The sequence below is a fragment of the Streptacidiphilus sp. EB103A genome, assembly GCF_041261405.1.
GTDB lineage: Bacteria > Actinomycetota > Actinomycetes > Streptomycetales > Streptomycetaceae > Streptacidiphilus.
This window is the reverse complement of sequence record NZ_JBGCAQ010000009.1, coordinates 263,596-280,835: the sequence shown is the minus strand read 5'-3', so window position 1 is coordinate 280,835 and position 17,240 is coordinate 263,596. Positions and strand designations below refer to the sequence as shown.

The following is a 17,240-nucleotide window of genomic DNA, read 5'->3' as shown; positions in this document are numbered from 1 at the left end:
CGTCAGTTCTTGTACTGTACCTGACGATCCGTGCCGTTCCATTGTCATTGGGTAAGGAAGACTGGCAGGTCAGAGCGCTGTTCATACCACATTCTCAGCACTTGCCCGTAAACGGTCGACACGGCAGGGAGGCTCCCCGAGGATCCTCCGCAGCGGCGCTGAGAGCCGCCGGGATCCCACGCCGGACGCTTCGGCCCGGCCTTGCTCTGCCGTCAATCCTCGTCGCGCTCAATGCTCTGCACCCTCGATATGCAGATCCTGCACGACTGGGGGCACACAGACGGTCATTTGCTGACGGGGCGCTGTCAGATATGACCATGGACTCTCGGGGGATACGTGTTGATCGAGACCGTACGGTGCAATGAGGACCTGCCTGCCGGCGACAGGTTCGAGTGGTGGCGCGAAATGATCCTGCGATCCGCGATGCCGGCCCTGGTAAGCAGTGACCACACCGAGGACTTCCGGGCCAAGGCCACGGAGTTGCACCTGGGCCCCTCACGGGTGTCGGTTCTGGCCTATTCTCCGATGCGGATCAGTCGGACCTCAGCCCTGGTCCGCCGGTCCGACCCGCAGCTGTACCACCTGCACCTGGCCCTGCGAGGCGATCACGGGATGTCGCAGTGCGGGCGTGAGGCGTTCCTGAGCCAGGGCAGCCTGTTGCTGTCGGACACCTCTCACCCCTACAGCGCCCAGTCCTTCGGCGAGGGGGGCATGGTGGAGGGGATCATGATCGACATACCTCGATCGGCGCTGCCCCTGCCCAGTGCGAAGGCCGACCGCCTGCTGGGGACCGCACTGCCCGGGAAATCGGGCACAGGGGCGCTGCTGTCCCAGTTCATGACCCGACTGACAGCCGAGTCCGGCTCCTTGCAGGTGCCGGACGCCAGTCGCCTGGGCGCTGTGCTGACCGACCTGGTCGCCGTGTTCCTGGCCCACCACCTGGACGCAGCGGACGCCGTCACCCCCGAGAGCCGCCACCAGGCCCTGATGGTCGCCATCCACGCCTTCATCGAACACAACCTCGGCGACGCCGCTCTGTCACCTGCCACCGTGGCCGCCGCGCACCACATCTCGGTGCGCTACTTGCACCTGCTCTTCCAGCGGCAGAGCACCACCGTATCGGCCTGGATCCGCCACCGCAGGCTGGAGCGCTGTCGCCGGGACCTCACCGACCTCCATTGGGCTCAACTCCCGATCCATGCCGTGGCCGCCCGGTGGGGCTTTCGGCACCCGGAGGAATTCAGCCGGGCATTCCGGGCAAGGTACGGGGCGGCACCGCGCGACTACCGCGAGCAGTATCGACGCGTTACCTAGTGCACGGGGCATCAAGGGCACTGCGTGGACCGTCAATGACACTCCTCCGTTCTTCGGCGAGAGTCGTCGTCAAGCACCGTCGGGAGTGATTGCTCCCGACCGGCTGCTGTCACGCACCAGCCCTTCCAACAAGGAGCGCACATGGTCCGCAAGAAGATCGCGGTCTCACTCGCCGCCACCGCTCTCGCTGTCGGTCTCGGCATGTCGGGCGCCGGCAGCGCGACGGCTGCCTCCGTTCGCCCCGCCGTCGTCCGCCCGCTGGCGACCGTCTCCTGCGGCGGCCACACCACGAACGAGCCCATCACCAACGAGTACAGCACGAACTCCTCGGCCGTGTACGTGCTGCAGTGCCTGCTCAACCTGTCGTTGTACTACGTGACGATCGCCGAGGACGGCAGCTTCGGGCCGGCCACGCTCGCGGCGGTCAAGCGCTTCCAGACCTGCGACGACCTCACAGTGGACGGCAGTGTCGGCCCGCAGACCTGGCCGGCACTCGTCTCATGGGCCAACAGCACGGGCTGGGTCGACTATCCCTGCGACCCCAGCTGACCGTTGGGCGCTCCCGGCTCACCGGCGCCTCCGCCGGCGGGGCTGATGTCTCTCCTGGCCGACTGCAGGCAGCTGATGCGGAGCGGGTGCCCCCAGAGAGCTGGGGGCACCCGCTCCGGCTCTGCCTGCCGGAGTCACCTGCACGGTACTCGCGTACCCCGCTACGGCGAATGACGTTGAAGAACCGTTTCGCGCAAGGGTGTTCAGCGGTTGATCCGCCGTGACCCACTCCCGCCGTGCGGCGTGCGTTTCTGTCGGCCTGGCCGCCTCCGACGACTACCGAACCCGGTGGGAGGTCTGCGAGTCCATCCACGCGCTGGAGGACACGGACCTGTCCGTCCTGGCGCCGCGCTCGGTCGCCGCCTTGAACGCGCGCCTGGTCAGGGCCGGGCTCTACCGCTACGACTGTCGGCTCTCCGCCGCCGCGCCGGGCCCCGTGGTGCCTGGCTGACGGCGCATCGACGACCCGTGCCTGCAGGAGTAGCCGGCCAGTCCGTTCAGGCCAGCGCGGGGCGTCCGGGGCGGGTGGAGTCGTCGCCGTCGTCCAGGTGCCAGTGCAGGTCGCGGATGCCGGGCTCCAGGGACAGGCGGGCGATGAGCTGCTCCAGGGCGCGGGCCGGGTCCCCGCTGACGTCGACCGTCGCGCGCAGGCTGGTGGTGTCCTCGCCCTCGCGGGTGGCCCGCGGTCCGGTGGAGGTCAGGCCGCTGCCGGCGAGGGCCTGCAGCAGCAGGGCGCGGACGTGTGTCTCGGCCTTGCGCTCGCACACCAGGTGGACGGTGGCCCCGGTGCCCTCGGTGTCGGGGTCGTCCTGCGGGACGCGGTCGATCAGCCGTCCGGCCGGGCGCAGCACCAGGTGGATGGTGAGCACGGCGGCGGCGCCGATCCAGGCGAGGACCAGGTGGCCGCCGGCGGCCATGACACCGGTCGCGGCGGAGCACCAGAGTGTGGCCGCGGTGTTCAGGCCGCGTACGGAGGCGCCGTCCCGCAGAATCACGCCACCGCCCAGGAAGCCGATGCCGGAGACGACGTAGGCGGCGATGCGGGTGGCGTTGTCCAGGCTTCCGGTGCTGTCCCCGTAGAGCACGAACAGGGTGGCCCCGGTGGCGACCAGGGCGTTGGTGCGCAGGCCCGCCATCCGGGCGCGCCACTGGCGTTCGACGCCGATCACGGCACCGCAGCCCGCTCCGGTGGCCAGTCGGATCAGGAAGTCGAAGGTGGTCACAGGTCGATGATGGCGAGGATCCGGGCAGCCGGGGGTGAGGCGCGCGGGGACGGGCTGCTATGCGGCGTTGGTGTGGTGGGTGGGGATGGCCTGTTCGACGGCGGCTTTGAGGGCGGCGAACTCGGGTTGCTGGGCACGGGTGAAGGTCACGGACGTATTGTCGGCGCCGACGCCGGCCACGGTGAACTGGATGAAGCCGGGGACCAGGGCGCTGGCCGGGCACCAGCGGATCCCGGTGACATGGGCGAGGGGGATGCGGTGGTGCCCGCTGTCGGCTCGGCCGAGCCGGTGGTAGGCGATGGTGATGTAGGAGGAGTCGAGCCAGAGATCGGCTCGCTTGCCGTATGCTTCGATGCGGGCTGCCATGCTGGGCCCCTTTGGCGGCGCGTGCGGGCGGTTGGGGGTTGGAGTCAGGGGGTGGCTCCGTCCGGGAGGGAGGACGGAGGGACGAAGCCGACCCATAAACATCATGCTCGCTATGTTCCTTCGATACGCCGGGCGGACGCGCTTTTCACCCCTTCGGGTGGCGCTGCGGCGAAGTCGAACGTGCCTTCCAGCACGCGGGCGCTCCCCTGTTCGATCCGGAACAGGTGGGGGGTGCCGGGTCGGGGAGCCGCGGCCTGGAGGTAGGCGGGCGGTTGGTGCTCGGTGAACGCCAGCGGGCGCATCTGCATCCCCGTCAGCCGCAGCCGCGGGTCGGCCAGCTGGAGCAGGGCGTGCTGGCGCGCGGCCTCCAGCAGCAGCATGCCGGGCAGGTGGTCGGCGGGGTGGTCGAAGAAGAAGGGGTGCTGGGGATCGGCCGGCGCGATGAGCCAGCGTCCGTCGGCGGCCTCGGCGATGACCACATCGGCGGTGCGCGCCACCGCGACCTGGCCCGGGGTGGGGCGCCGCAGCAGGCCGGCGGTGGCTGCCATGGGCCGGAGGTCCCTGGGTGCGGCGCGCACTGCGGTGTACTGCTCGGGGGTGAACAGCCGCGCGGTGCCCGCGGCGGTCGCGAAGACCTCGGCGTCGTCAGCGGTGCGGTAGGCGGCCCGCATGGTCAGGGCCACCAGCTGTCCGGTGGCCGGGTCGTGGCGCAGGTCGCCGACGTCCACGTCCATCACCAGGTCGGTGGCCGCACCGCGGGCGGCCGGCTCCCGGCCCGGATCGATGGTGAAGGCCAGGGACTTGATGACGAACCGGGTGTCGCCGGGGACGTCGAAGTAGCCCTGGGCCAGGCAGAGACAGGCCTGCCGGATCGACTCGGCCACCAGCAGCGAGCTGTGCCGGCCCCCGACTGCGGTGCGGTGGCCGCTGGGCCAGCGGGCCGTGCAGCGAAAACGGTGCGAACCGGCCCGCGCCCGGGCGGTGATCAGGACCTCCGCGTCGGCCGCGCGGTGGACCTGCTGCCGGGTCACCGGCACCCCCGACGCGACATGCGGGCCTGCCGGGCCGGAAGGCGGGCCGGGTTCACTGGGTCCCATGCGCGACACTGTAGGAACCCGGCGCCGGTACGGCGCATCGGCCTGCTCCATCCGGGTTCCCGCGCACGCTATCGTGGAGTTCTCGGGCTTCCGCGCACCGCACGGCCCAGACAAGGAGCGCGAGTGCAGGAACGTGCGCAGAGCACCCGGGAGCTGATCCTGCGCTCGGCAGCGGAACTGTTCGATGCCAAGGGCTATGCCGTCACCAGTGTCAACGCGATCGCCCGTCAGGCGCAGTGCACCAGCGGCGCGCTGTACTTCCACTTCGCCAGCAAGGACGAACTGGCCGCCGCCGTCGTCGAGGCGCACTTCGCCGCCTGGCAGCCCATGGTGCACTGGGCACAGGAACTGCCGGTGCCGGCGCTGCAGCGGCTGCTGACGCTCAGCTACGCGGTGGTGCGCGCCTTCCGCGACGACGTGATCGTGCGGGCCGGGGGCCGGCTGTGGAGCGAACGCCGGTCCATCGACGCCGGGCTGCCGAAACCGTTCGTCGGCTGGATCACCGTCGTGACCGACCTGCTGGGGCAGGCCGAGACCGAGGGATCGCTGCGCACCGGACTCGACCTGGCGGAGGCGGCCGAAACGGTGGTGTGCGCCCTGTTCGGCGTCCACTCGGTCTCCGACGTCATGGACCGGCGCAAGCTCGTCGAACAACGCCTGGACGCCCTGTGGCTGCTGCTGCTGCCCGGATTGACGCAGTATCAGTTCAGTGAGCTGCCAGGACTGATCGACTCCTGCCGCACCCGCCCCGGACCCACCGGCACCACCCAGGACCGGCGCCCCTCCCGACTCTGAACGGCCAGGTGCGGAGAAACCGAGGCGCGTCACCGAGGTCCTTCGAGGTTCACGGCGCTGCCATGGCCCAGCAGGCGTGCGGCGGCGACAGCCAGCAGTGCCAGTCCCAGCAGCGGGTAGATGTCCGCGCACAGCATCTTCCAGTAGGGCAGGTGCAGGTCGGCCATATGCCTGCCGTTGACCCGCCACATGGCCTTGGAGGCGAACGCGATCCAGACGGCGACGGCTGTGATGCGCCATCCCAGGCGGCGCTGCCCCCTGGCGGCCCGTGCCTCGCGTGCCGCTTCCGCGGACAGCAGCACCAGCAGCGGCAGGCACCAGACCCAGTGGTGGGTCCAACTGATCGGCGAGGCGAGGAGCCCGGTGACCGCGCAGAGGATGATGCCCCATGCCCCGGCACGCTGCGGATCCGCTGCCCTTCGAGCCGTGAAAGCAGCCACAGCGAGGCCGGTCACGCCTACCACCACGGCGGCGATCGTCGCCGGCAGGCCCGGCTGAGGGGTGTGCAGGAGCCGCGCTACCAGGCCGCTCAGGGACTGGTTGTCGACGATCCAGGTCCTGCCCACGCGACCGGTGTCGTAGAGGTCCTTCGTCCAGAAGTCGAACGAGGCACCGGGCAGCGCCACATAGCCGAGCAGGACGGTGACCAGCGAGGTGGCCAGCGCGACGAGGCCGGCCCGGATACGGCGGGTCAGTAGGAGATGGACCGCGAAGACGCCGGGGGTGAGCTTGATTCCGATCGCGATACCGATCGCGACACCCTTGCTGCGCCGGTCGTCCGGGCGCAGCAGGTCCCACAGCACCAGGACCACCAGCAGCAGGTTGATCTGGCCGTACTTCAACGTGGTCCAGATAGGCTCCAGCCACAGGCCGGCCCCAGCGGAGAGGAGGGCCACCGCCGGCCGTAGCCTCGGGCGCGGCCAGGCGGCCAGGCGGCAGGAGAGACAGGCGAGTACGCCCACCAGCATCAGGTTTTCGCCCATGACGATCCAGCGCATGACCGAGACCGGCAGCCAGGCCGCCGGGACGAAGAGCAGCGCCGCGAACGGAGGGTAGGTCGCGGCCAGATGCCACGGCGCGACGCGCATGCCGTACAGGCTGGTGTGGTCGAGGACGCTGCGGCCCTCCGCCCGGTACACCACCATGTCCACCAAGGGGTAACCGTGAATCCGCCACTGGGCCAGCACAGCGAGGGCCGAGACCAGCGCGAACACCGCGGCGCCCAGGGTCAGCCACCGCTCCTGCCCCGCGAACAAGCCGGCCTTCCGGGGCACCGGTTTCTGGGAAAGGGAGCGGGGAAGGGTGCTCTGTGGAATCGCGGTCATGGCGCGTGAGTGTGCCACCCGATTTCCGCGCCGAGGAAGAGAGTCTCTTACCCTTTGAATCAGATTTCACGAATACCGCCCCCGCCTGTTCCTTTCCGGTGAGGAGCCAGGAAAAGCACAGGTCAGAAGAGTAGGGACGTGCCTGCAGGCGAGCGCCTCGTGGCGGTCGAGGTCCGGTCGGCTGATCGCCCGGACATGAGAACCCGCTCACACCTGCCGCCACCTCCTCACCTCCTTGCACAGCTCCGTGACACACCATGGCTGGCATGGCCCCCACTCTCACCACCCCAACCGCCCCTGGGAGGGAGCCCTCCCTGGCGACCCGCGGCCCCGCCCGGCCCCGCCACGCCCGACCGGCCCTGCTGCTCATCGCGGCGGTCGCCGCCGTCGCGTTCTGCTGGGACTGGGAAAACGCCCGTTACCACGCCTTCTATGCCGACGCGGTGCGCAGCATGGCGGGGAGCTGGAAGGCGTTCTTCTACGGCTCCTTCGACCCGGCCGCCACGATCACCGTGGACAAGCTCCCCGGCTACCTGTGGCCGCAGGCCCTTGCCGCCCGGGTGCTGGGCTTCCACACCTGGACGCTGCTGCTGCCGCAGGCGATCGAGGGTGTGCTGAGCATCCTGGTGCTCTACCGGGCGGTGCGCCGCTGGACGGGGGCGAACGCCGCGCTGCTGGCCGCCTCCGCGTTCGCGCTCACGCCGATCGTTGCCGGACTGTTCCGCACGGTCACCGAGGACGCGCTGTTCACGCTGCTGCTTCTGCTCGCTGCCGACGCCACCCAGCGGGCGGTGACGGACGGGCGGCTGCGACATCTGCTGGCAGCGGCGGCCTGGGTGGGGCTGGCCTTCCAGGCGAAGATGGTCGAGGCGTGGGCGGTACTGCCGGTGCTGGGCCTGGTGTACCTGTACGCGGCCCCGGTGGCGCTGCGCACCCGACTGGTACGCGCGGGGACGGCAGCCGCGGTGGCGCTGACGGTCTCGCTGTCCTACATCACGGTGGTCGCGCTCACCCCCGCTGCGGACCGGCCCTATATCGACGGCACCACCGGCAACTCCGTCTTCAGCATGGTCTTCGGATACAACTTCCTGACCCGCTTCCAGGGGATCGGTGTGAGCACCGCGCAGATCGGCACCGTGGCCGCGCAGTCGGGCTCGGCCGGCTCCGACGGCGGGCCGTTCAGACTCTTCTGGGGCGAGTTCGGGACCCAGATCGCCTGGCTCTACCCGGTCGCCCTGCTGTCGCTCTGCTGCGGACTGCTGTGGCGGCGCGGCCGTCCCCGCACCGACCGGGGCCGGTCCGGCTATCTGCTCTGGGGCGGCTGGCTGGCCGTGTTCACCCTGGTGCTCAGCACGGGGAGCGTCAACGGCCACACCTACTACCTCGGCGTACTGGCCCCGCCTCTCGCCGCGCTGACCGGCGCCGGTCTCGCGGCGTTCTGGCGGGCCTTTCGCGCGGGCGGTCGACACGCCTGGGCGCTTCCCACGGCGATCGGCACCACGGCGGTGTGGGCGCTGGTTCAGTCCATGCGTTACCCGCTCTACCTCATCTGGGCGGCGCCGACCGCGATGGTCCTCGCCGGTGCGGCGATCGCGCTGCTGCTGTTCGGCAAGAATGGACGGCTGGTGGCGGCGGGAGCCGCGCTCGGGCTGGTCGCCATGCTGCTGACGCCCGCCGCCTGGTCCGCCTCGGTCTTCCAGACCCGCTACGGCCACTCCTGGCTGGGTACCGTCGGCGCCGCTGGACTGCGCGACGGCAAGAGCGTCAGCGGTGTCTCCGGAAAGCTCGACAAGGAGCAACGCAGGCTCTACGCCTACCTGACGGCACACCGCCAGGGGGCGAAGTACCTCATGGCGACCTGGTCCTGGAGCGCCGCCACCCCGTACATCCTGGCCAAGGACGCCTCCGTACTGCCTCTCGGCGGCTACTCCGGGCTGGTGCCCTCCACCACGCTCGCCCAGTTCCAGCGGTACGTGACCGCGGGCCAGGTGCGCTACGCGCTCGTACCGGCCAAGGTCCACACCGGGAACAGCGCGGCCGTGGAGATCAGCGCCTGGGTACGGACCAACTGCGCACCGGTGCAGGGCCAGGCGAAGGGCCTGGGAAAGCTCTACATGTGCGGCGGCGCGGAACAGCGGGTCAGCCCTGGGTCCGGGTCCCCTCCCCAGTGAGGGACCCGGACCGCTGGCGGGGCACGGGCGGTGATCAGTCCCGGTCGTGCCCGGTCTCGGCAATCTGCACAGCCAGGTGAAGGCGGCGCGTGTCGTCGTTGCAGAACCTACGTCAGCTGCGGGCGGTGCGAAGTGCCTCGCTGCACGGTGAAGCGGTCCCGCCGGTGTCGAACCGCACAGCGAGCACATTGTGTACCTGTCACCACCTGGATACTCTCCGGTCGAACGGACTTCGACTGTCGATGTGAGGGAGCGGCGTGCACGGTGGTCGGCCAGCGGACACGGCGACCGTCGGACGGATCCGACGGGCCGACGACGTGCTGGACATACAGCGCGCCGCGCGCGGGGGCGGCACCGCACCGGTGCTCAGCTGGCTGGCGGCCCGCTCCGGTGCCGACGTCTTTCTGATGAACTCCGCAGGTGCGCTGACCCACCCGGCACAGGCCCTTCTCGGCGAGGTCGAGCACGCTCTGGCTCTGTGCGGAGTGCGAGAGATGGCTGTGCGTGGGCGGGGGTCCGTGGTCATCGACCAGGGCGGGCTCACCTGCATCGTCCTTCCTCTCGACGGGTCGCGGGGCAGCCGGGCGCCCTTTCTCGTCGCTGTGACGTCCCGACCGACAGCACCAGAACTTCCGGTCCTGCTCGCGGATGCCACCTCCGTGCTGAGTCTGACCTGGCCGGCGGAGCACACCCGGCAGCAACAGCGTCGGCTGCGGATCGCAGATGCCCAGAACCGCGAAGCAGTCCTGCATCTGCTGATGAACGGTCAGACATCCGTCGCGCGCCAGGTCGCGGGGGCGCTGCGACCGGCTCTGCCCGCGACGGCGAGGATGTACGTCATCGAGGGACCGCCCGGGGTGCGTGCCCGGATGGTCGAGGAACTGGCCCAGGTCGCCGAGGGCGCGTGGATCGTGCCGTGTCCGGTGTACGCCGACCACATCCTCATGCTCGCGCCCGCCGACGGCGCCCCGACCTGGGTCTGGCCCCCCGAACTGGAGGCCGCCTGCTGGATCGGAGTCAGCAACGCCCTGCCCCTGCGCGACACCGCCACCGGCTACGCCCAGGCGTTCCACGCCCTCGCCGCCGCGCGCGACCGCTGCGACCGGCGGTCCTCGTTCGCGGCCGACCCCGACCTGGCCCTGACCATCGGGCCTGCCGCGGTGGCCTGGGCCGAGGACTTCCTCGCACCGATCCGCGCCCACCGGGCCAGACGTCCCCAGGACCCCGACAGTACGGAACTGCTGGCCACCGCCGCGTCCTGGCTCAGCTTCCACTCCCACGCGACGGCCCACCTGAAGATTCACCGCAACACCCTGAGTGGACGCCTGACCTGCATCCAGGAGCTGCTGGGCCTGGACCTGCGGCGGCTCGCCGACCAAGCCGCACTGGCACTCGCTCTGCGCGCGACCGCCACAGAAATCCCGCCCCCGCCGGAGCACGACGCCACCGGGGCGGGGTCGGCGCCCAGCCTGGACGAACTCCTGGTGCTGCCACGGGTCGTGGCCTGGGCTCGACGGCAGCTCCGTCCGGTGAGCGCGCCCGACGTTCCAGCCTCCATCGCCGAGACACTCACCACTTGGCTGCGCCTCGACGCGCGCATCGGTCCCACCGCGGCTGCGCTGTCCGTCTCGGTCTCCGCCGTACGCAAGCGTCTGACACGCAGTGAGGCACTGCTCGAACGCTCACTGCTGCGGTCTCCCAGCGCCGTCCACGACCTGTGGCTCGCCCGGCGGGCCATCGAGCTGGCCGAGGCCGAGCGGACCTCGGTGCAGTGATCTCCGCAGTTGGAACCGGTGGTCACCAGGGGAGGTTCCCGGACCGGTCGATGAACTGTCCCGTCGGCCCGTCCGGGCCGATCGTCGCGAGGGTCACGATGGACGTGGCGCCTTCGGCGACGCTGTGTCCGAGGCCGCCGGTGAAGTCGGTCGCGGTCTGTCCGGGGTCGGCGGCGTTGACCTTCACGTCCTTGAGCTCCCTGGCGTACTGCGTGGTGAGCATCGTGACCGCGGCCTTCGAGGCGGCGTAGAGGGGCAGGGCGTACTGCGACTCGATCCGCGTCGGGTCCTGGGTCATGGCGAAGGAGCCCATCCCGCTGGAGACGTTGACGATGACGGCGTTCGACGACTTGCGCAGCAGCGGGAGGAACGCGTGCGTGACGCGCACGATCCCCAGGACGTTGACATCGAGGACGGCGCCCATGTCGGCCGCGGTGTACTCCTCGACCGGGCCGACTGGTCCGAGCACGCCGGCGTTGTTGACCAGGACGTCGATCTTTCCCTCGTGCGCGGCGATGTCGGCGGCCGCAGCCTGGACCGAGGCGTCGTCGGTCACGTCGATCCGGACGAACCTGGCGCCGAGTGACTGGGCCGCAGTCCGGCCGCGCTCGGAGTCGCGGGCGCCGATCAGGACGGTGTGTCCCGCCTCGACCAGGCGTCGAGCGGTCTCGAAGCCGAGAGACTTGTTGGCTCCGGTGATGAACGTGGTGGTCATGCTGATTCCTCCTGGCTCCTGACAGCATCGTTGTGCGCTGTTCCCACACTCGATGCTGAGCCACCGCAAGCGGCGGAGGGAGCTACCGGACTTCCTGGTACAGCGCGTACCACGCAGCGGCCCGTCGCGAGCGCGGTGGGCCGGGTTCTCAGACCTGCGGAGACATCCGTTGGACGCCTATGGCGGCAAGCAGTTCGAGTTTGCTGCGCGCGTCGGTGTTCGGCTGCGGTGTGTAGATCACCAGGCGCAGGTCCATGTCCTGGGTGGTCAGGACGTCCGAGTTCAGGGCGAGGTCTCCGACGTCCGGGTGCTGCACGAGCTTCTGCGAACTCTGGTGGCCGCCCACCGATCGGCGGCTCCACAGCAGGCAGAACCGTGAGCTGCGGTTCAACCTCGTGATCAGTGTCGCGAGGTCGGGATCATGGGGGTATCGGCTCGTCGTCGCACGTAGATCGGCGACGAGGGACTCCTCGAACGCCTCCCGCTCGGCCGCACTCTGCCGCACTCGTGGCAGCTCGCCCAGAAACTGCCAGACCAGGACGTTGCGATCGCCGACGCTGCGAACCGTGGGATCGCCGAACGTGGCCGCGAACAGCGGATTCCAGTGCAGCAGCTGCCAGGTGGCGTCGTAGATCGCCAGTGGGTTGCCGGCCAACTGGTCGACGATCCGGTACAGACTCCCCGGGATGATCCGCGGAACCCGGCCCGGGTCCGCGGCGTGGCCCGCCATACGCAGGAGGTGGGCGTGTTCGTCGTCGGACAACTGCAGGGCGCGGGCCAGAGCGGCGCAGACCTGCGCCGAAGGTGTCGCCACCCGCCCCTGCTCGAGCCGGACCACGTATTCGACCGAGATGTCGGCCAGCGCCGCCAACTCCGCGCGTCGCAGACCCGGGACACGGCGGGGTGAGCCGTGCGCGAAACCCACCGCTTCCGGCTCCAGCCGGTCCCTCCAGGCCCGCAGCGCGGCACCGAGTTCATCCATGGACACCATGATCCCGCACCTGCCGCGCCACTGGGTGGTACGCGCTGTACCACGACGCACCGTGGCTCCCGCCGCCTCCGCGCGGGCCTCAGCATCGAGGGCATGGGCAGCGCACAACGGATGCTGTTCGAAGCCAGAAGGAGCCGGCATGACCGCCACATCGAACCAGTACGTCACCGTCCTGTGGGAAGCCAGGGCCAAGCCCGGCAGGGAAGCCGACATGAAGGCGTTCATGACCGAAGCCGTCACCGCGTCACGCTTCGACGCGGGCAACATCGACTACGAGGCCCACGAGGTCGAAGGGCAGCCGGGCACATTCGTCATCTTCGAGCGCTGGCAGAACCGCGCCGCCCTCGACGGCCACCTCCACGCACCCCGCATGCAGGAACTGGTGCCCCAGCTGCTGGATCTGATGGACGGCAGCATCGAGGACGGGATCCGTTTCCTGCAGCCCTTCCGCCCGGCGCGGTAGGGCCACCCCGGCACCTGGGCCCCGGCCGGCCACCTCGAACCAGCCGCCGGCCCCAGGCAGCAGGCGCGGGGCGGATGCCGGGGCCGGTCGCGTGCCTACTTGAGGTGCACTGCTCCGAGGGTGTACTCGGAGGCGAGCGATGCGAGGGCGGAGCCGGTCAGTGACTTGCTGCTGCCGTTCGCGGTGGTGTAGCCGACCTTGGTGACGGGGGAGACGGTGAAGTACGCCTGGTCCGCGATGAGGTAGCCGGCCTTGCGTGCGTTGGCGAGCGGCGACAGGTCCGCGGTTGTGACGGGGGTGTGGGTGACCTTGCCGGGAAGGTGTGCGACGAGGTACGCGACCGTCCTGGCGGCGTTCGCGGAGGCGAGGGCCGGGTCGTAGGCGTCCGGGTACCAGGGCGTGTCCGAGATTCCACGGACGAGCGTCCACGGCACGCCGGCGGCGGCGTTCGCGTAGGCGAAGCCGCTGCCCTCGTTCTCCTCGGCGTCGGTCTGGAAGAGCATGTTCTGCGCCTCGATCCAACTGAGCGGCTCGGTCCAGACGTTGGCCGCGCCGATCGCCCCGACCACGACCTTGTTCGCCACCGTGCCCGTCGCCTTCGCGTCGCCGGTGGCGTCGGCCACGCTGGTGCTGCCCAGGGCCGTCTTCGCGGCGGTGGTCACCAGCTGCCTGCTGCCCGCGAAGGCGGAGACGAAGACCCAGTTCTTGTCGGTGGTCGCTTTGTACGTCGAGGCGTTGGACGGGGTCGGGTACTGGTCCCCGTAGTCGTTTATCATGGCGCCGGCGATGTTGGAATCGCCGACGTTGTGGATCTCGATGCCGCTGTAGGCGGTCTGGTAGCCGCCGGTCTGGTAGTGGATGTCGGACTTGTCGACGACATATCCCGCCAGGGTGACGTCTCCGACGTTGATCGCGGCGTTCTGCGCCCCGGCCGTGCCTGAGAACAGGGTCGCGCGCGGGTGGAAGACCGTGTCGAGCAGCCAGGTCGCGAGTTCGGCGCTCTCGTCCTTCTCCCCGCCCGCCACGTCCACGACCGGTTGCCCGGCGATGGTGCCTTGGTAGTACCGGTAGCCGGCGATGTCGATGTGCCCGGTGACGTGCATCTCAGTGAGGACGGCAGCCTGTTCCCTGCCGGTCGCGCTGACGATCCCGACCGGTGCGAGATGCCCGTCGGCGTGCGCGCTCACCGCATCGGCTGTCGCCGCGAGCAAGCCGAACGCGGCTGCCAGCACAGCGGTTCGGCGTGGCCAGGAGCCGACACACGCGGCGAGCAGCGGACCGCCGAACTGCAGCCCCCGCTTGCGGAGGACTGGCCTTTCGGTGGGCGTGAACACGCTGCTGTCACTGCTCATGTTGCTGGGCATTGCGCAGGTCCCTTTCACTGTGCCGGTGGTCCCGGCGCCTGGGCGGACATGAGGACAGCGCTTTGCCACTGTGTTGTCCCCGAATACATCCGCACGTCTCTGATGAGCTACACATTCATCACGGAATTCACTGTGCCCACGTGCGGGAACAGCCTTCGCCGACAAGAGCGGTGGATTGCTGCTGATCTGCGGTGACGCGCGTCGCGGTGCATGCCGGGACGACGCGGCAGGAATTGCGCGGGAGCGTCGAACCGCAGATCAGTGCGCAGTCAGGCGCGAGAGCCCTCGGCCGCCCTGTGCGAGGCGTGCGCCACGCGCCCGCGTGTCCAGGCCGACTGGTGGGCACGGTACCGGAGGTCCGTGAAACGCCTACTGGCGAGACTCATCTCGCGCTCCCCTCCGTGCTCAGCGCCGACGATCACCTGCCGCGCGATTCAGGTGAGAATGACGCACGGACATTGCTCCGCCATTCCCTGATCGTTACGTGCGGATCTCATAGACTGTGTGGCTCGCATACGGAATCCGGGTCCGCGATGGCACCGGCGGCCTGTTGGGCCCGTGGCGTAATTCGTTGGACAGTGCGCCTGTTGGCGCCGATGGTGGTCGGCATGCAACAGGAGCAGATCTGGGACGTCGACACCGCCCAGCGCTACGACACACCGGGCAGCGGCATGTTCGCGCCCGAGGTGCTGGCGCCGACCGTGGCCTTCCTCGCCGAACTCGCGGACGGCGGGCGCGCGCTGGAGTTCGCCGTCGGAACCGGGCGGGTGGCCGTTCCGCTGGCCGAGCGGGGAGTGCCCGTGACCGGCATCGAACTGTCGCTGCCGATGATCGAACGACTTCGGACCAAGGCGGACGAGGCGACCATCCCGGTGGTCGTCGGTGACATGGCGACTGCGGTGGCTCCGGGGGAGTACACGCTGGTCTACCTCGTTTACAACACCATCTCCAACCTGCTCACCCAGGCCGAGCAGGTCGCCTGCTTCCGCAATGCCGCCCGGCATCTCACGCCGGGCGGCCGATTCGTGATCGAGCTCGGCGTGCCCGACCTGCGCACGCTGCCGCCGGGCCAGCAGGGGGCGATCTTCGACGTCCAGCCCGGCTACATCGGCCTGGACACCTATGACATCGTTCGGCAGCACCTGGTGTCGCACCACTTCACGTTTGACGACGGTCGGCAGGCCCGGCTGCACCGCAGCGAGCACCGCTACGTCTGGCCGGCCGAGCTCGACCTCATGGCCCAGCTGGCCGGATTGGAGCTGGAGTCCAGGCAGGCGAACTGGGCCGGGGCCGAGTTCACCGCCGAGTCGCGGTCCCACGTCTCGGTCTACCGCCTCCCCACGACGAAGTGAGCCCACGCCTCGCCGCCCTTCCTGCAGCGCTGACCTGGCCGGTCAGCGATAGGCTCGACGGCGGCCAGGGTCCCGCGTCCAGGAGGGAAGTCCGTTGGGTGGCAGCGAGGTCGATCCGCATCCGGTGGTGCAGCGGACCCTGTCCGACGCGCTCGACGGTCTGACGTCCGGACCGACCCCTCCGGGCTGGGCTGCAGCGGTGTACCGGGCGGCCGAGCTCCAGGCCCCGGCCTGGCAGCGCGACGTGGCGCCGACAGCCGAGGTCGACCTGCAGACCCTGGCCGTGGCCCTGTACGTGCTGGCCCACCAGGGCGGTCGGGAGCCGTCGGCGGTGTCGCCGGACGAGATCCAGAACCTGCTGGACGGGCCCGAGGACTGGAACGGCGAGCCGCAGCTGCGTGCGGTCTCCGCAGAGACGCTGAGGGCGCTCGGGCACCTTCCGCCGGACCGCGACTCGATCGAGGGGATCCCGGATCCGGTCGGACGGATCTGGCAGGACCTGACCTACCAGCGCGAGCCCGAGGACCCGATGGACGACAGCAAGCCGGACCCGTCCGCCATGTGCGGCGCCGTCGAACGGCTTCGCCGTTCCCTGTAGCCGGATACCCCAGGGGGTACGCTGGGGGCGAGAGCCTACGAGGAGGAACCCAGCCGTGATCGTTGCCGAGGAAGCCACCACCGCCGTCCTGAACCGTCTGCGCCGCGCCCAGGGACAGCTCGCCGGCGTCATCGCCATGATCGAGGCCGGACGCGACTGCAAGGACGTGGTCACCCAACTCGCCGCGGTCTCCCGCGCGCTGGACCGGGCCGGCTTCAAGATCGTCGCCAGCGGCATGCGCCAGTGCATGAACGCCGCCGACGGGGACGCACCCCCGATGACCGAGGCGGAACTCGAGAAGCTCTTCCTCACCCTCGCCTGACGGAGGAGTGCAGGGGCGCGCCTACGCGGGCGGGGCGACCAGGGTGTCGGACTGGTTCGCGCGCCGGAGCGCGTCTGCGATGAACCCGCTCGCCTTCAGCTCCTCGACCAGGTCCTGGAGGAACCGGACGGTCTCCGGCCGCCGGGTCCTGGTCGTGCCGACCGCCTGCCGGATCTGCATGAACCGGTCCTCGATCAGCCGGTACTCGGGATGGGCCGCGACGAACTCCGTCATCGGCTGCCTGATGCCGGCCGCGACCTCCAGCTCCTGGGCGCGGAACTCGTCGACGCCTTCCTCCCCGCGCACGACGCTCGCGTGCCGGAGCGTGCGGGAGAGGAAGAGGTCGTACGCGGACCCGCGCTTCACGCCGATGCGGACGCCGGCCCGGTCGGCGTCGGCGACCGTGTCCACAGCTGAGCTGCGCGGTACTGCGAAGACGCCCTCGATCACCACATACGGCGCGGTGAAGGCGACCTCGGCCTCCCGCGCCGGCTCGACGGCCAGAAAGCACATGTCGGCCCGGCCGGTCGCCATCGCCTCGTAGGACTTCCGTGCCGCGTCGAAGCAGAGCAGTTCGACCGGAACGCCCAGGCGCGCACCGACCTCGCGCGCGATGTCGACCGTGACGCCGGTCGGCGCCGCCGGGGTGCCCTGAGCCAGGACCGGATTTCCCAGATTGACGGAGACCCGCAGCACGCCGCTCGGTGCGAGGTCCTGGCCGACGTCAGCGCTCACGGTCATGGAACGGATTGTAGAGCCGTCCAATGTGTCCAAGCTCGGCTGAGATCGTGCGAAAGTTCTGGCGGGGGATGTCAAGACG

The 17,240-nt window shown here is 70.0% G+C and carries 18 protein-coding genes; 10 read left to right on the top strand and 8 right to left on the bottom strand.

Translation table 11 applies throughout. The features are described 5' to 3' along the window. Positions 1-405 precede the first annotated feature (405 nt). The 3 genes from ABH941_RS17340 to ABH941_RS17330 all read left to right on the top strand — a co-directional run bounded on the left by ABH941_RS17340 (position 406) and on the right by ABH941_RS17330 (position 2,314). Positions 406-1,314: a helix-turn-helix domain-containing protein gene (locus tag ABH941_RS17340; protein WP_370130167.1), complete on the top strand. Its 909-nt coding sequence runs from the start codon at positions 406-408 to the stop codon at positions 1,312-1,314. A gap of 141 nt (positions 1,315-1,455) precedes the next feature. Then, positions 1,456-1,863 carry a peptidoglycan-binding protein gene (locus ABH941_RS17335; RefSeq protein WP_370130165.1) on the top strand — a complete coding sequence of 136 codons (408 nt, stop codon included), beginning with the start codon at positions 1,456-1,458 and terminating at the stop codon, positions 1,861-1,863. Between the two features lie 220 nt (positions 1,864-2,083). Next, complete coding sequence (locus tag ABH941_RS17330; RefSeq protein ID WP_370130164.1) at positions 2,084-2,314, top strand: hypothetical protein; 231 nt, start codon at positions 2,084-2,086, stop codon at positions 2,312-2,314. Between the two features lie 46 nt (positions 2,315-2,360). Here ABH941_RS17330 and ABH941_RS17325 read toward each other — a convergent pair whose 3' ends face one another. The 3 genes from ABH941_RS17325 to ABH941_RS17315 all read right to left on the bottom strand — a co-directional run bounded on the left by ABH941_RS17325 (position 2,361) and on the right by ABH941_RS17315 (position 4,549). After that, entirely contained in the window at positions 2,361-3,086 is a 726-nt protein-coding gene (locus tag ABH941_RS17325) for an MgtC/SapB family protein (RefSeq protein WP_370130163.1), read from the bottom strand. 57 nt (positions 3,087-3,143) lie between these two features. Then, a complete protein-coding gene (locus ABH941_RS17320; RefSeq protein WP_370130161.1) occupies positions 3,144-3,452 on the bottom strand; it encodes a hypothetical protein in 309 nt (102 codons plus the stop codon). 110 nt (positions 3,453-3,562) lie between these two features. Beyond that, positions 3,563-4,549, bottom strand: a complete 987-nt coding sequence (locus tag ABH941_RS17315) for a ScbA/BarX family gamma-butyrolactone biosynthesis protein (protein ID WP_370130160.1) — start codon at positions 4,547-4,549, stop codon at positions 3,563-3,565. A gap of 123 nt (positions 4,550-4,672) precedes the next feature. Between ABH941_RS17315 and ABH941_RS17310 the strand changes: the two genes are divergently transcribed. Further along, entirely contained in the window at positions 4,673-5,344 is a 672-nt protein-coding gene (locus tag ABH941_RS17310; protein WP_370130159.1) for a ScbR family autoregulator-binding transcription factor, read from the top strand. A gap of 29 nt (positions 5,345-5,373) precedes the next feature. Here ABH941_RS17310 and ABH941_RS17305 read toward each other — a convergent pair whose 3' ends face one another. Then, positions 5,374-6,669, bottom strand: a complete 1,296-nt coding sequence (locus ABH941_RS17305; RefSeq protein ID WP_370130158.1) for a glycosyltransferase 87 family protein — start codon at positions 6,667-6,669, stop codon at positions 5,374-5,376. Between the two features lie 266 nt (positions 6,670-6,935). Between ABH941_RS17305 and ABH941_RS17300 the strand changes: the two genes are divergently transcribed. Together ABH941_RS17300 and ABH941_RS17295 are read left to right on the top strand one after the other, a co-directional pair. Next, positions 6,936-8,840, top strand: a complete 1,905-nt coding sequence (locus ABH941_RS17300) for an ArnT family glycosyltransferase (RefSeq protein ID WP_370130157.1) — start codon at positions 6,936-6,938, stop codon at positions 8,838-8,840. A 257-nt stretch (positions 8,841-9,097) separates the two neighbouring features. Further along, positions 9,098-10,615, top strand: a complete 1,518-nt coding sequence (locus tag ABH941_RS17295) for a helix-turn-helix domain-containing protein (protein WP_370130156.1) — start codon at positions 9,098-9,100, stop codon at positions 10,613-10,615. A 22-nt stretch (positions 10,616-10,637) separates the two neighbouring features. Here ABH941_RS17295 and ABH941_RS17290 read toward each other — a convergent pair whose 3' ends face one another. Together ABH941_RS17290 and ABH941_RS17285 are read right to left on the bottom strand one after the other, a co-directional pair. Then, positions 10,638-11,330 (bottom strand): SDR family NAD(P)-dependent oxidoreductase, encoded by a 693-nt coding sequence (locus ABH941_RS17290; protein WP_370130155.1) that lies wholly within the window; start codon positions 11,328-11,330, stop codon positions 10,638-10,640. A 148-nt stretch (positions 11,331-11,478) separates the two neighbouring features. Next, a complete protein-coding gene (locus tag ABH941_RS17285; RefSeq protein ID WP_370130154.1) occupies positions 11,479-12,312 on the bottom strand; it encodes a helix-turn-helix transcriptional regulator in 834 nt (277 codons plus the stop codon). A gap of 148 nt (positions 12,313-12,460) precedes the next feature. Between ABH941_RS17285 and ABH941_RS17280 the strand changes: the two genes are divergently transcribed. Next, positions 12,461-12,784: a putative quinol monooxygenase gene (locus ABH941_RS17280; RefSeq protein ID WP_370130153.1), complete on the top strand. Its 324-nt coding sequence runs from the start codon at positions 12,461-12,463 to the stop codon at positions 12,782-12,784. A 95-nt stretch (positions 12,785-12,879) separates the two neighbouring features. Here ABH941_RS17280 and ABH941_RS17275 read toward each other — a convergent pair whose 3' ends face one another. Beyond that, entirely contained in the window at positions 12,880-14,148 is a 1,269-nt protein-coding gene (locus tag ABH941_RS17275; RefSeq protein WP_370130152.1) for a hypothetical protein, read from the bottom strand. A gap of 608 nt (positions 14,149-14,756) precedes the next feature. On the opposite strand from ABH941_RS17275, the gene ABH941_RS17270 reads away from it, so the two are divergent. The 3 genes from ABH941_RS17270 (at position 14,757) to ABH941_RS17260 (ending at position 16,420) form a co-directional block, all read left to right on the top strand. Further along, complete coding sequence (locus ABH941_RS17270) at positions 14,757-15,500, top strand: class I SAM-dependent methyltransferase (RefSeq protein WP_370130151.1); 744 nt, start codon at positions 14,757-14,759, stop codon at positions 15,498-15,500. A gap of 94 nt (positions 15,501-15,594) precedes the next feature. Next, on the top strand, positions 15,595-16,098 hold the full coding sequence (locus ABH941_RS17265) for a hypothetical protein (RefSeq protein WP_370130150.1): 504 nt from the start codon (positions 15,595-15,597) through the stop codon (positions 16,096-16,098). Between the two features lie 55 nt (positions 16,099-16,153). Then, positions 16,154-16,420: a metal-sensitive transcriptional regulator gene (locus ABH941_RS17260; protein WP_370130149.1), complete on the top strand. Its 267-nt coding sequence runs from the start codon at positions 16,154-16,156 to the stop codon at positions 16,418-16,420. A 21-nt stretch (positions 16,421-16,441) separates the two neighbouring features. Here ABH941_RS17260 and ABH941_RS17255 read toward each other — a convergent pair whose 3' ends face one another. Further along, positions 16,442-17,161 (bottom strand): transporter substrate-binding domain-containing protein, encoded by a 720-nt coding sequence (locus ABH941_RS17255; protein ID WP_370130148.1) that lies wholly within the window; start codon positions 17,159-17,161, stop codon positions 16,442-16,444. Between the last annotated feature and the right edge of the window lie 79 nt (positions 17,162-17,240).